The following is a 13,035-nucleotide window of genomic DNA, read 5'->3' on the forward strand; positions in this document are numbered from 1 at the left end:
TTCGGGGCGTGAGGGTGAGGCCGTCAGGTAGGGCCCGGCCGGCAAGCATGGAGCCGGCCGGGCCGGAGAAACGGGGCAGGCGCTCAGAGCGCCTTGAAGCACTTGCGGGCGGCCTCGACGGTGGCGTCGAGGTCCGCGTCCGAGTGGGCGTTAGACATGAAGCCGGCCTCGAAGGCACTGGGCGCCAGGTAGATGCCCTCGCCCAGCATCGCGTGGAAGAAGCGGCCGAAGGCGGCGGTGTCGCAGGCGGTGGCGCCGGCGAAGTCGGTGACCTTCCGGTCCGAGAAAAATAGCCCAAACATGCCCGGCACCTGGTTGGTGGTCAGGGCGACCCCGGCCTCGCGCGCGGCGTCCTCGAAGCCCGCGACGACCTTCTTGGTGCGCTGCTCCAGTTCGTCGTGGAAGCCCGGACGGGACAGGATCTCCAGGGTCTTGAGCCCGGCGGTCATCGCGATCGGGTTCCCGGACAGGGTGCCGGCCTGGTAGACCGGGCCCAGCGGCGAGAGGTGTTCCATGATCGCGCGCTTGCCACCGAAGGCCCCCACCGGCATGCCGCCGCCGATGATCTTGCCCAGCGTGGTCAGGTCCGGGGTGACGCCGAGATAGCCCTGGGCGCAGTTCTTCGAGACGCGGAAGCCGGTCATCACCTCGTCGAAGATCAGCACCGCGCCGTGCTGGTCGCAGACCTCGCGCAGCGTCTCCAGGAAGCCCGGTTCCGGCGGGATGCAGTTCATGTTGCCGGCGATCGGCTCAACGATGATGCAGGCGACCTCGTCGCCCTTCTCGGCGAAGAAGGCGCGCACGCCATCGGCGTCGTTGTAGGTGAGGGTGCTGGTCAGGGCGGCCAGCTCCTTCGGCACGCCGGGGGAGCTCGGCTGGCCGAGGGTCAGGGCGCCGGAGCCGGCCTTCACCAGCAGGGAGTCGCCATGGCCATGGTAGTTGCCCTCGAACTTCACGATGCGGTCGCGCCCGGTGTAGCCACGTGCCAGCCGGATCGCACTCATCGTGGCCTCGGAGCCCGAGTTGGTCATGCGCACCAGGTCCATCGACGGCACCAGTTCGCAGACCTTTGCGGCCATGTCGTTTTCCAGCCGCGTTGGGCAGCCGAAGGACAGGCCGTTGTTGCAGGCCTCGCGCACCGCCTCGATCACCTCGGGGTGGGCGTGACCGGCCACCATCGGGCCCCAGGAGCCGATGTAGTCGATGTACCGCTGGCCATCGGCGTCCCACATGTAGGCGCCGTTGGCGCGGTCCATGAAGATCGGGGTACCGCCCACGCCCTTGAACGCGCGGACCGGGGAGTTCACGCCCCCGGGGATGTGCTGCTTGGCGGCCTCGAACAGACGCTCGGTTTCCTGCATGACGGTGTCCCTGTAGTTCAATGGAATCGGTAGGCCCGGCAACCATAGCGGCGGCCGCCGGGCGGTGCAAAGTGGTCAGTCGAACAGTGTGCTGATGCGCCGGGCGGCGGCCTCCGGGGCGGGCGCGGCGCTGATGCCCTGGATTACGGCGACCAGATCCGCCCCGGCCGCGACCACCTCCGCCGCGTTGTCCGGGGTGATGCCGCCGATGCCGCAGATCGGCAGGTCCAGGGCCGCGCGTGCCTGGCGGATCAGCTCCGGCCCGGCATGGGCGGCCTGCGGCTTGGTCGGGGAGGCGAACATGGTGCCGAAGGCGACATAGCTGGCGCCGGCCCGGGCGGCAGCTTCGGCGCGCGCCAGCTCGTTGTAGCAGGAGACCCCGATGACCGCGTTCGGCCCCAGGAGCGCGCGGGCCGCGGCCGGGTCCGGGTCGTCGCGGCCCAGATGTACGCCATCGGCCTGGATGCGCGCGGCCAGCTCGGTGTCGTCGTTGATGATGCAGCGCGCCCCGTGCGCGTGGGCGAGGGCGACCAGCTCGCGGGTGATCGCCTCGCGCGCGTCTCCTTGCAGCTCCTTGTCGCGGAACTGGATCAGGCTGGCGCCGCCGCGCAGCGCGGCCGCGGCATGGGCGAGGTGGGTCGCGCGCGGGTCCGCGCCCTCCGGTACCGCGGGGGTGATGAAGTAAAGCCCGCGCAGGGGCGCTCGGCTGTCAGTCGTCATGCGGGCACAGGCGGTTGGGGATGTGCTGGCCGTGGCCGGGGGCGTAGCCACGGGCGATGGCATCGTTCATGAAGGCCTGGGCCTCGATCACGGCCGGTTCGATATCGCGGCCGCGGGCAAGGAAGGCGGCGATCGCCGCGGCCAGGGTGCAGCCGGAGCCGTGGAAGCCGGCCGGGTGGCGCGGCAGCTCGAACGGGCGCACGTGGTCGTCCTCGCGGTAGAGGCGATTGATGATCGGGTCCTGTTCGGTGCCCTCGTGCCCGCCGGTGACCAGCACGTTGCGCGCGCCCAGTTGGCGCAGCTGGTGGCCCCACTGCGCGGGGTCCTCGCTGCGGGCCAGGCGGGCGGCCTCGGGGCCGTTCGGGGTGATCAGCGTGGCGCGCGGCAGCAGGGCCTCGCGCGTGGCGTCGACGACCGCCTCGGTGGCCAGTGCCCCGCCGCCGCCGGCGACCATCACCGGGTCCAGTACCACCGGGATGTGCGGGTGTGCGTTCAGCAGTGCGGAGACGATGGTGACATTTTCCACCGAGCCCAGCATGCCGATCTTGATCGCCGCGACCTCGAGATCGGCCAGGGTGACTTCGATCTGGGCGCGCAGTTGCTCCGGCGGCAGCACGGTGAAGTCCACCACGTTGCGGGTGTCCTGCACGGTGATCGCGGTCACGGCCGTGGCCCCGTGCACCCCGAGGCGGGTGAAGGTGGTCAGGTCGGCCTGCAGGCCTGCACCGCCGCCGGGGTCGGAGCCGGCAATGGTCAGCGCGATCGGGGGATGATTCATGAATGGGGGCTCCCGTGCTAAGGTTGCGCGCGCCCCGGCACCCCCGGGGCGTTCCTGTTCCGAATCCCGGGAGTGTACGCAGCATGAGCCACGAGTTCGAAGTCGAGTCCATCCGCCCTCTGGTCGCCGCCGCCGAAGCGGGTGGTACGTTGAACGCGGAGGTCGACCAGGCCCTGGCCGCGCTGGAGCAGGAGATCAACCGGATCGCCGCCGAGCTGCAGGTGGAGCACGTGGGTCCCGGGGTGGGCATGGCGGACATGAATGCCGAGCATGTCTATCGCCTGGTGATCCGCCAGCACGAGATCGACGTGACGCGGCACGAGTGGAGCCTGTGGGTCTGTGATGCGCTCGATAACTGCGACTTCCGCGCGACCTGGCCGGTCACTGGCGCCGGGCGTCTGCGCCGCAAGCAGGTGACGGCCGTGGTGCCGGAGCTCGTGACCGGCTACCGCGATGCGGTTGTGGCCGCCGGCAAGGGGGATACTCCGGCCGGTCAGCGGCTGGAGCAGATGGCCGGTCTGTTCAGCTGACCGAGCCTTCCGGCTCGCGCAGCGAGATCACTGGCCAGCCCCGTTCGCGGGCATGCGCGGCCAGAGTCGGGTCGGGGTCCACGGCCACCGGGCGGCCGACCTGCTCCAGTAGCGGGATGTCGTTGCGCGAGTCACTGTAGAAGCTGGCCTGCGTGATGGTGCCCTCGGGGTCCGGGTGATCCGCGAGGTGCTGACGCAGGCGCTCGATCTTGCCTTCCTGGAAGCAGGGTACGCCCGTCAGCTCACCGGTGAACTCCCGGTCCTCGCGTTCTTCCGCCAGGGTGGCGATCAGGTGATCCACGCCGAGGATGTCGGCGATTGGCTGGGTCACGAACTGGTTGGTCGCGGTGATGATCACCAGCTCGTCACCGGCCTCCCGGTGCCGGGCCAGCAGACGCTTGGCGCCGGGGGCGATCATCGGGCGGATTAGCGTCTCGATGAACTGCTCCCGCCATTGTTCCAGCTGTGCGCGCGGGTGCTCGGCCAGCGGGCTGAACGCGAAGCGGCAGAACTCGTGGATGTCGAGGGTCCCCGCGACATACTCCTGATAGAAGCGGTCATTGGTCTCGGCGTGACAGGTCGGGTGCACGGCACCCACCTCGGCCAGGAACTGGTTCCAGGCGTGATCGCTGTCGCCGGCGAGCAGGGTATTGTCGAGGTCGAACAGGGCCAGGTTCATGGATCGCTCCGCGGATTAGAGGTCGCGCTGGGAAGACGGCGGGAGTTTACCGGGGCATGACTTCGCACGCAGCTTTGCCCGTCCTGCCACGGGGGATGCGTGGGAAACGGTGATGGATGTACACGCTCGCGCTCAAGTCGCTTTTGCTTGCGAACAAGGCGCGGCGACTGTCGTGCAGTCATTCTGCACAAGGGAGCCGCAACGCCGTGCGCATGCAAAAGCGGCCGAGCCCCGGCATTCAATCGCTTGCGGGGTTGGTACCTCAGGTTCCCCGATCCTGCGTTGCGCCGCTTGTGGGTAGAACCACTACCCGCTGCACGGCGCGCCTTGTCTCGGAAAACCTGGGGTACCAACGCGAGTGTGTACATTCATCAGCGTTTCCCAAGGTCTTTGCCGCGGGGCCTCGGGCTGTGGAACAATGCAATCAGTGAAGAAAGCGTCTGGTTGATGCAAGTGATTGATTGTGAGGGGTATAGAGCCAACGTAGGCATCATCCTGTGCAATCGGGAGCGCCAGCTGTTCTGGGGCAAACGCGTGGGCCAGGACGCCTGGCAGTTTCCCCAGGGCGGTATCCGCGCGGAAGAGACGCCGGAGCAGGCGATGTACCGCGAGTTGCGCGAGGAGACGGGCCTGCTGCCCGAGCATGTCGATGTGCTCGGCAATACCCAGCACTGGCTGCGCTACCGCCTGCCGGAGCGCATGGTGCGACGTCACCGTCGTCCGGTCTGCATCGGCCAGAAACAGCGCTGGTTCCTGTTACGGATGATGGGCAACGAGAGCGACGTAATCCTGGATGCGATGGGTACCCCCGAATTCGACGACTGGCGCTGGATCGATTACTGGCGCCCGGCACGCGAGGTCGTGCATTTCAAGCGCCAGGTCTATCGCCGTGCGCTGTGCGAGCTGGTGCCGCTGATGTTCCCGGAACTGGAAGCCCGGCGCCCGCGCAATGCCCACGGACGTGACGCCAGCGATCAGGCCCCGTCACAGGTCTCCCCGGTGTCGCCACGTTGACGAACCCGAATCCCCCCTCGATGCTGGAGGTCCTGCGCCGCGTGGTGCAGGAGGTGAATGGCGCTGCCGATTTCTTCGAAGCGCTGCATATCATTGTGACCCGCGTGAAGGCCGCGCTGGATATCGACGTCTGCTCGATCTACCTGAAGTCGCCGCAGTCGGGCCGCCTGGTGCTGATGGCATCGGAGGGTCTGCGCGAGGAATCCATCGGACATGTCGAGATGGACCCCTCCGAGGGCCTGGTGGGCCTGGTCGCCTCGCGCGCCGAGCCGGTCAACCTGGACAGTGCCCAGGATCACCCGCGCTTTCGCTATTTCCCGGAGACCGGCGAGGAGCACTTCCTGGCCTTTCTCGGGGTGCCGATCATCCACCAGCGCAGCCTGCTGGGGGTGTTGGTCGTGCAGCAGCACCAGGCGCGCAAGTTCGATGACGAGCACGTCTCCTTTCTGATTACCCTGGCCGCGCAGTTGGCCGGTGCGATTGCCTACGCGGAATTCAACGACGAGATCTCCTCCGAGACCCCGCTGATTGGGCACGTCAATGTCGAGGCGACCGGGATCGCCGGGTCTCCCGGGGTTGCGATTGGCCGGGCCGTGGTCGCCTATCGGCTGGCGGATCTCGACTCCATCCCGGACCGCGAGGGGGTCGGGGTCGACGAGGAACTCGAACGCCTTGCCAAGGCGGTGGCCGAGACGCGCACCGAAATCGAGGATCTCAAGCAGCGCATGGGCGAGGCCCTTGGCGCGGACGAGCAGGTGCTGTTCGACGCCTATCTGATGCTGCTGGGCTCGGACTCGCTGGTGCAAAAGACGGAGGCGCGCATTCGCAACGGCCAGTGGGCCCCCGCCGCCCTGCGTGACACCGTGCGTGAGAGCGTTCGCGTGTTTAACGACATGGAGGACCCGTACCTGCGCGAGCGCGCGTCCGATGTGCGAGACCTGGGTCGGCGGGTGCTGTCGCACCTGTTGCCGGCCGAGCGCAGCCAGGAGGAATTCCCGGATGGCGGCATTCTGGTGGGTGATGACCTGACCGCATCCCACCTGGCCGAGGTGCCGATCGAGCGGCTGGGAGCGATGGTCTCGGCCAAGGGCACGGGCTCCTCGCACATCGCGATCCTGGCGCGGGCGCTCAACATCCCGGCGGTGATGGGGGTCTCGGAGCTGCCGGTGGGCCGACTGGAGAACCGCGAGATCCTGGTCGACGGCTATCGTGGCCGGTTGTTCGTGAACCCCAATGCGGAGTTGCGCACCGAGTTTGAGCGTCTGGTGCGCGAGGAACGCGAGCTCGCCGAGGACCTGCGGGCCCTGGCCAAGGACCCGGCGGCCACCCGTGACGGTGTGGCGGTCCCGGTGCTGGCGAACTCCGGGTTGCTGGCCGATATCAAGCCGTCGCTGGAGTCCGGGGCCGAAGGCGTGGGGCTTTATCGCACCGAGGTCCCGTTCATGATTCGCGACCGCTTCCCCGGGGAGGAAGAGCAGGTCCAGCTCTACGAACAGGTGCTGGCATCATTCGATCCGATGCCGGTCACGCTGCGCACGCTGGATATCGGCGGCGACAAGGCGCTGCCGTATTTTCCGGTCAAGGAGGACAATCCGTTCCTGGGGTGGCGTGGCATCCGTATCTCGCTGGACCACCCGGAGATCTTCCTGACCCAGCTGCGCGCGATGCTCAAGGCGAGCTGTGCGCACGACAACCTGCAGATCCTGTTCCCGATGATCTCGGCGCTGGACGAGCTGAAGGGGGCGATGACCCTGCTCAACCGCGCCCGCGAGGAGTTGCTGGACGAGGGGTTCATGATCCCGATGCCCAAGGTCGGGGTGATGGTCGAGGTCCCGGCCGCGGTCTATCTGTCGGAGACGCTGGCGCGGCGCGTGGACTTCCTGTCGGTGGGGACCAATGACCTTGTGCAGTACCTGCTGGCGGTGGATCGCAACAACGCGCGAGTGGCCAGCCTCTATGACACCCTGCACCCGGCCTGCATCAGCGCGCTGGAAACCATCACCGACGGGGCCCACCGGGCGGGCAAGCCGGTTAGTGTCTGTGGCGAGATGGCGGCCGATCCGGCCGCGGTGATCCTGCTGCTGGGGATGGGGATCGACAGCCTCAGCGTCAGTGTTTCCGCAATCCCGCGGGTGAAATGGGTGATCCGCAGCTTCTCCACGGATCGCGCCGAGGCGCTGCTGGCCCAGTGCCGCATGCTGGAGAACGCGGAGCAGATCCGCTCGCTGCTGAACAATGCCCTGGTGCAGGCCGGGCTCGGTGGGCTGGTGCGCGCGGGGAAGAACTGATTCGGTTGCGTTAGGCGGCCTCGCGCCGGCGTTTCCACCAGCCGATCAGTGCGGCCAGCACAAAGATCGCCAGCACGACCCCGATTGCGATCAATGCATCCTCGATGGAGCGGTTGATCACCAGCACCACCACCCCGACCAGGATCGGCACCGGAAACTCGTTGAACCAGCGAAACCAGGTGTGTTCGCGACGGTTCAGATCATCCCGGAAGTCGCGCACGATCCAGCCGCACCAGATGTGGTAAATCACCAGCAAGGCCACCAGCGTCAGCTTGAAGTGCATCCAGGGCTCGTTCAGATACCCCGGGATCAGGGCCAGCATGGCCCCGCCAAACGCGATAGTCAGCACCCCGCCGGGCGTCATGATCCCGTAGAACAGCTTGCGCTCCATGATCTTGAAGCGCTCGTGACCCAGGGCGTCGTCGGTCATCGCGTGATAGACGAACAGCCTTGGCAGATAGAACAGCCCGGCGAACCAGGTGACCATGAAGATCACGTGCAGGCTGAGCAGCCAGTTGTAGGCTTCCATGCTTCAGAGCTCCCAGGGGTGCCGGTGGTGGCTGGCTCAGGACAGCCAGCGCTGCAGGTGGCGTTCGATCTGCTCGAAGTCCGGATCGCCCAGTTTCTGGTAGACGATGCGGCCGCCGGGCGAGATCACGAAGGTGGTCGGGGTCAGGCGCACGCCTCCGAAGGCCTGCGACATGCCGTCCTCAGCGTCGTGGATCACCTTGTAGGGCATCTCGCGGTCCTCGCGCATCGACTCCACCCGGTTGATCGGGTCATAGGAGACGGCGACCGCCAGCAGCTCGAAGCCCTTCTCGGCATAGGTCTCGTGCAGGTGAATCAGCTTCGGGATCTCGCGCACGCAGGATGGGCAGTTGGTGGCCCAGAAGGAGATCATCACCGGGCGCCCCTCGTAATCCGACAGCGAGACCTCCTCGCCATCGAGGGTGGTGGCGGTAAAGTCGGGCGCCGGGCGCATGCCGTCATCGGTCAGCCAGATCGCCAGGGCAACCCCGATCAGGGCCAGGATGAAGATGCCGCCAATGATGGCCTTGCGGTCGATACGAAAGCTGCTCATGGATACAGAGGTTCCCGTTGGGTTCGAATGATTCGCCGGTTTCGACTGGCCTGAGTGGGCCTTCGTTCCGTGCCATGTGGTAACCCGGTATCATGCCGCAGCATGACAGCAACAACCAATAGCAAACCTATCCGCATCGGGGTTGTCGGTGCGACCGGGTACACCGGCGTGGAGTTGCTGCGCCTGCTGGCCCGGCACCCTTCGGCGGAACTGGCGGTGGTGACCTCGCGCGGCGAGGCCGGGACGGCCGTAGCCGACTTGTTCCCCAGTCTGCGCGGGGCGGTGGACGCGGTCTTTCGCGAGCCGGATCCGGATGTGCTGGGCGATTGTGATGTGGTGTTCTTTGCCACGCCGCATGGTGTGGCGCATGCGATGGCCGGTGCGTTGCTGGAGCGCGGAGTGCGGGTCATCGATCTCTCGGCCGACTTTCGTATACGCGACCCGGAACTGTGGGCGCGCTGGTATGGGCAGGCGCACGGGGCCCCGGAATACCTGGACGAGGCCGTTTACGGCCTGCCGGAGATTCATCGTGACCGGATCCGGCCGGCGCGGCTGATTGCCGTCCCCGGCTGCTACCCGACGGCCGTGACGCTTGGTCTCCTGCCGCTGCTGGAGCAGGGCCTGATCGACCCGGCCGACGTGATTGCGGACGCCAAGAGCGGGGTCAGCGGTGCGGGGCGCAAGGCGCAGATCGGCGGTCTGTTCGCCGAGGTGCAAGAGAACTTCCGCGCCTACGCGGCCGGCGGTCACCGGCACTGGCCGGAGATTCATCAGACCCTGAGTGGTGTGGCCGGCGGCGAGGTCGGGCTGATCTTCCAGCCGCACTTGGTGCCGATGACGCGCGGCATCCATGCAACCCTCTATCTGCGGCCGCGACAGTCCGAGACCGACTGGCAGGCTTGCTTCGAGCAACGCTACGCCGATGAGCCGTTCGTCGACGTCCTGCCGCCGGGATCGCATCCCGAAACGGCCAGCGTGCGGGGCACCAACCGCTGCCGTATCGCGGTGGCACGGCCGCCGCACTCGGATCGACTGGTGGTGCTGTCGGTGATCGACAACCTGGTCAAGGGGGCGGCCGGGCAGGCCGTACAGAACATGAACCTCATGTTCGATTGCCCGGAGGACGAGGGGTTGCGCGAGTTGGCGGTCTTCCCTTAGCTCGGTTGCCTTATGTCCAAGCTCCCGACGCCGGTGCCGCGACGCCGCCCCCGGATCCCGCCACCACGGCCGGTGCGACAGCGTCGGCGGCGCTGGGGGTTGGGCGTGTTGTTGCTGGCGCCTTTTCTGCTGGTGGCCGGGATCGGCGGTTGGTTGTGGATGCACTGGCCGGACGAGGGCGTGATTGACCCCCAGGTACGCATTGATGCCCTGACGGACGAACTGCAGCGCGAGGTCGAGGCGCGTCAGCAGGCAGAGGCCGAGCAGCAGCGTGCGCTGCGGCGGCTGTCGCTGCTGGAGACCGAGGTCGATGCCTATCGCGACGATGTCGAGCGTCAGGAGACCGAGCTCGCACGGTTGCGCGATGAAGTGGCGTTCTACGAGCGACTGGCGGAAAACAATGATGACTCGAGTCTGGGCTTGCGCGACCTGGCGTTGCAGGAGACAGGCCAGTCCGGGGTCTGGGACGTCGTGTTTCAGATCTACCGACCGGGCCTGAACCGGTCGCTGGATGTGCGTTGGTCGGTAGAGATTACCGGGCGTTTCGAGGGGGACGATGAAGATACAACCCTCGATCACGATGACCTGGGCGTGGAGCAGGAACGTACAATCGAGGGTTTCCGGTTGCTGCGAAACGCGCGCGTACGCGTTGTATTGCCGGAGGATTTCACCCCGGAAGCTGTAGCCGTTAGGGTGGAGCCCGATGAAGACGATGGCCCCGACGCAGTCATGAAGCGCGGAGAGTGGGGCCGCATGGCGGGAGAAGGGGCATGATCGGACGCAAAAAGGGGCGCGGCAGCAAGCGGACGCGCCGGGTCGACACCATGATTGGGGAGAACGCCGTGGTGCGCGGCGAGCTGGAGTTTAGCGGGGGCTTGTATGTCGAGGGGCGCGTGGTCGGCAGCATTCGTGCGCCGAGTGATCCCTCCGCCGTTCTGATGGTCGCTCCCCAGGGGGTCGTCGAGGGGCAGGTGATGGTGCCGCACCTGGTCGTGAACGGCGAAGTGCGCGGCGACATGCATATGAGCGAGTACGTCGAACTCGGTGCGACCGCGCGGCTGCACGGGCATCTGTACTACAAGAGTCTGCAGATCACCGAGGGTGCGAGTATCGACGGCCAGCTCGAGCGAATGGAAGAGCCGCTGCAGGGCGAACTCGAGGAGCTGCCCGTGGAGCAGGGTGAGCCGCAGACTGCGGTCTCCTGACGGTGGCCGGTGCGACCCGCGTTTCGCCAAAGGTGGCCCAGCATCATTCGTGGGGTATTCTTGACGCTGACGGTCAGTATTCCGTAGCGTGAATGAAAATGATTCTTACAGGAGGCACCCAATGTCCGAAGCCATGACGTCCAATACCGAGGCAGACATGGACATGGAGATCCCGAGCCCGCTGATCTTCAGTGACGCCGCCGCGAACAAGGTGAAGGGGCTGATCGAGGAGGAGAACAACGACAACCTCAAGCTGAGGGTGTTCGTCAGTGGTGGTGGTTGCTCCGGCTTCCAGTACGGTTTTACCTTTGACGAGACGGTGGGCGACGGCGATACCGTGGTCGAGAACGGAGGGGTGACCCTGCTGATCGATCCGATGAGCTTTCAGTATCTCGCGGGTGCCGAGATCGACTACACCGAGGGTCTGGAGGGCGCGCAGTTCGTGATTCGCAATCCGAACGCCACGACCACCTGCGGTTGCGGGTCCAGCTTCTCGGTCTGACGTCCAGGGCTGTTATCGCATTGTCAGGGCCCGGCCGTTTCGGTCGGGCCTTTTTTGTGCGTATTTTTATGTGGATTCCGGTGCGCGTCCGGGGATCCGGCAGCCGAGGATGCGTGGCCCACGGGCACCCGTGACTTCCGGCAGGTTGCCGGCCTCGTGTTGCAGATGGCGATACGCCAGCCAGGCAAAGGCGGCCCCCTCCACCTGCTGAGGGGGGGTTCCGTGGTGTTCGGAGGTCTCGACCGTGCTGCCGGCCAGCTGGCTTTGCAGTCGTTCCATCAGGTAGCCATTGTGGGCGCCGCCGCCGCAGACGATGACGCGATCGGGTGCGGTTGTGCGCAGGGATTCGAGCGTCAGCCGCACCCCCTCCACCGTAAGTTCGACCAGGGTGGCCTGAACGTCCTCGGTGTTCAGGCGGTCGAGCCGTTCGCCGCCAACCTGGCGGAGCCAGTGGGGCGAGAAATGCTCGGGCCCCGTGCTCTTTGGGGCAGGGCGCTGAAAGTACGGGTCCGCCAGGAGCTGTTCCAGTAGTGGCCGGTCGATGTGTCCCGTGCGCGCCCAGGCGCCGTCGGCATCATAAGGCTGACCCAGGTGCCGTCGGGTCCACCCGTCCATCAGGGTGTTGGCGGGTCCACTGTCGCATCCGCGTACCGGCTGGCCCGGCTCCAGCCAGGTCAGATTGGCGATCCCTCCGAGGTTCAAGATCGCGCGTGTCTCGGAGGGGTGGCCCAGCCAGGCGGCATGGAACGCGCAGGCCAGCGGAGCCCCCTCGCCGCCCGCCGCGAGGTCGCGTTGGCGAAAGTGCGCGATCACGTCGATGCCCGTGGCTTCGGCGATCCGGAATGGGTCGCCAATCTGCCAGGTGAATGCGGGGTCGGCGCCGGGTGCGTGGTGGACCGTTTGTCCGTGCGAACCGATGGCCAGGATGTCCTGGGCCTTCAGGCCGGTGGATCCCAGTAGTTGCTGGACCGCGCGGGACAGGAACAGCCCGACCCGGGCGTCCAGTGTGCCCAGGTGCTCGAAGCGCAGTGCTTCGGCGGTCGCGGCGGCAGCGAGGTCCTCCTCCAGTGCATCCGGGTATGGCAGGTGGCAATGACCCGCGGTACGCAGCGAGCCGTCTCCTTCAATCTCGACCAGGACGGCGTCCACGCCGTCTCGGCTGGTGCCGGACATCAATCCAATCAACCGCTGAGTCATTCGCGTGCGTCCCTTGTCGGTGGCGTAGCCATCTCGCTTCGTTGCGGGGCGCAAGGTATCCTTGCGCCCTTTGCGCGCGCCCTCCGGGCGCTCGTTATTCACGAACGCACGCATTCTAGAGCGGAACGGTATCGGTCGCAGGCCCGGCTTCCCGGTGCCCGGTTCGCCAAAGGCGAGAGAGATGATGGAACTGGACGATCAGCTGGAGGTGTTTCGCCGCGGGGCGGACGAGATCCTGCTGGAAGAGGATTTGCGCGAACGCCTGAAAGAGGGGCGGCCGTTACGGATCAAGGCGGGTTTTGATCCCACGGCCCCCGATCTGCATCTCGGGCACACGGTGCTCATCAACAAGCTGCGGCAGCTGCAGGACCTTGGGCACCACATCATTTTCCTGATTGGCGACTTCACCGGACGGATCGGCGATCCGTCGGGCAAGAATGCCACTCGTCCGCCGCTCTCCTCCGAGGATATCGAACGCAACGCCGCGACCTATCGGGATCAGGTCTTTCGTATCCTGGATCC

The 13,035-nt window shown here is 66.6% G+C and carries 15 protein-coding genes (1 of these 15 only partly in view); 8 read left to right on the forward strand and 7 right to left on the reverse strand.

Annotated features, from left to right (window positions below):
- Positions 1–83: 83 nt before the first annotated feature.
- The 3 genes from hemL to thiD all read right to left on the reverse strand — a co-directional run bounded on the left by hemL (position 84) and on the right by thiD (position 2,859).
- Positions 84–1,361, reverse strand: a complete 1,278-nt coding sequence (gene hemL / locus C936_RS0104700; protein ID WP_018175370.1) for a glutamate-1-semialdehyde 2,1-aminomutase — start codon at positions 1,359–1,361, stop codon at positions 84–86.
- A gap of 75 nt (positions 1,362–1,436) precedes the next feature.
- Complete coding sequence (gene thiE, locus C936_RS0104705; RefSeq protein ID WP_018175371.1) at positions 1,437–2,081, reverse strand: thiamine phosphate synthase; 645 nt, start codon at positions 2,079–2,081, stop codon at positions 1,437–1,439.
- The gene (gene thiD / locus C936_RS0104710) at positions 2,071–2,859 is read right to left on the reverse strand and encodes a bifunctional hydroxymethylpyrimidine kinase/phosphomethylpyrimidine kinase (RefSeq protein ID WP_018175372.1); all 789 of its coding nucleotides are present in this window, start codon (positions 2,857–2,859) and stop codon (positions 2,071–2,073) included. Before thiD ends, thiE begins: the two co-directional genes overlap by 11 nt.
- 83 nt (positions 2,860–2,942) lie before the next feature.
- Here thiD and C936_RS0104715 point away from each other — a divergent pair, with 83 nt between their 5' ends.
- On the forward strand, positions 2,943–3,389 hold the full coding sequence (locus C936_RS0104715) for a hypothetical protein (RefSeq protein WP_018175373.1): 447 nt from the start codon (positions 2,943–2,945) through the stop codon (positions 3,387–3,389).
- On the opposite strand, the gene C936_RS0104720 is transcribed toward C936_RS0104715, so the two are convergent.
- Positions 3,382–4,068 (reverse strand): HAD family phosphatase, encoded by a 687-nt coding sequence (locus tag C936_RS0104720; protein ID WP_018137839.1) that lies wholly within the window; start codon positions 4,066–4,068, stop codon positions 3,382–3,384. The two genes, C936_RS0104715 and C936_RS0104720, sit on opposite strands and share 8 nt — an antisense overlap.
- Before the next feature lie 447 nt (positions 4,069–4,515).
- On the opposite strand from C936_RS0104720, the gene C936_RS0104725 reads away from it, so the two are divergent.
- Positions 4,516–5,082, forward strand: a complete 567-nt coding sequence (locus C936_RS0104725) for an RNA pyrophosphohydrolase (RefSeq protein ID WP_018137838.1) — start codon at positions 4,516–4,518, stop codon at positions 5,080–5,082.
- Between the two features lie 20 nt (positions 5,083–5,102).
- Positions 5,103–7,370 (forward strand): phosphoenolpyruvate--protein phosphotransferase, encoded by a 2,268-nt coding sequence (ptsP, locus tag C936_RS0104730; RefSeq protein WP_018137837.1) that lies wholly within the window; start codon positions 5,103–5,105, stop codon positions 7,368–7,370.
- A 10-nt stretch (positions 7,371–7,380) separates the two neighbouring features.
- Here the strand turns inward: ptsP and C936_RS0104735 are convergent, their stop codons facing one another.
- Positions 7,381–7,899 carry a CopD family protein gene (locus C936_RS0104735; RefSeq protein ID WP_018649256.1) on the reverse strand — a complete coding sequence of 173 codons (519 nt, stop codon included), beginning with the start codon at positions 7,897–7,899 and terminating at the stop codon, positions 7,381–7,383.
- A gap of 36 nt (positions 7,900–7,935) precedes the next feature.
- Positions 7,936–8,451 carry a peroxiredoxin gene (locus tag C936_RS0104740; RefSeq protein ID WP_018137835.1) on the reverse strand — a complete coding sequence of 172 codons (516 nt, stop codon included), beginning with the start codon at positions 8,449–8,451 and terminating at the stop codon, positions 7,936–7,938.
- Between the two features lie 102 nt (positions 8,452–8,553).
- Here C936_RS0104740 and argC point away from each other — a divergent pair, with 102 nt between their 5' ends.
- The 4 genes from argC (at position 8,554) to erpA (ending at position 11,316) form a co-directional block, all read left to right on the forward strand.
- The gene (argC, locus tag C936_RS0104745) at positions 8,554–9,609 is read left to right on the forward strand and encodes an N-acetyl-gamma-glutamyl-phosphate reductase (RefSeq protein ID WP_038038420.1); all 1,056 of its coding nucleotides are present in this window, start codon (positions 8,554–8,556) and stop codon (positions 9,607–9,609) included.
- 105 nt (positions 9,610–9,714) lie between these two features.
- Entirely contained in the window at positions 9,715–10,383 is a 669-nt protein-coding gene (locus C936_RS0104750) for a DUF6776 family protein (RefSeq protein WP_018175376.1), read from the forward strand.
- The gene (locus C936_RS0104755) at positions 10,380–10,814 is read left to right on the forward strand and encodes a polymer-forming cytoskeletal protein (protein WP_018175377.1); all 435 of its coding nucleotides are present in this window, start codon (positions 10,380–10,382) and stop codon (positions 10,812–10,814) included. Before C936_RS0104750 ends, C936_RS0104755 begins: the two co-directional genes overlap by 4 nt.
- Before the next feature lie 121 nt (positions 10,815–10,935).
- A complete protein-coding gene (gene erpA / locus C936_RS0104760) occupies positions 10,936–11,316 on the forward strand; it encodes an iron-sulfur cluster insertion protein ErpA (protein ID WP_018137831.1) in 381 nt (126 codons plus the stop codon).
- Positions 11,317–11,382: 66 nt separating this feature from the next.
- On the opposite strand, the gene C936_RS0104765 is transcribed toward erpA, so the two are convergent.
- Positions 11,383–12,513, reverse strand: coding sequence for an anhydro-N-acetylmuramic acid kinase (locus C936_RS0104765; RefSeq protein ID WP_026278813.1), 1,131 nt, complete (start codon positions 12,511–12,513; stop codon positions 11,383–11,385).
- 181 nt (positions 12,514–12,694) lie between these two features.
- On the opposite strand from C936_RS0104765, the gene tyrS reads away from it, so the two are divergent.
- A protein-coding gene (gene tyrS / locus C936_RS0104770) for a tyrosine--tRNA ligase (RefSeq protein WP_018175379.1) crosses the window boundary here: on the forward strand, positions 12,695–13,035 show its beginning. It continues 868 nt past the right edge of the window; only the first 341 of its 1,209 coding nucleotides appear in the window; it begins with the start codon at positions 12,695–12,697; its stop codon lies beyond the right edge, outside the window.

Origin of the sequence: Thioalkalivibrio sp. ALJ4 (assembly GCF_000377225.1) — a bacterium.
Taxonomy (GTDB): domain Bacteria; phylum Pseudomonadota; class Gammaproteobacteria; order Ectothiorhodospirales; family Ectothiorhodospiraceae; genus Thioalkalivibrio.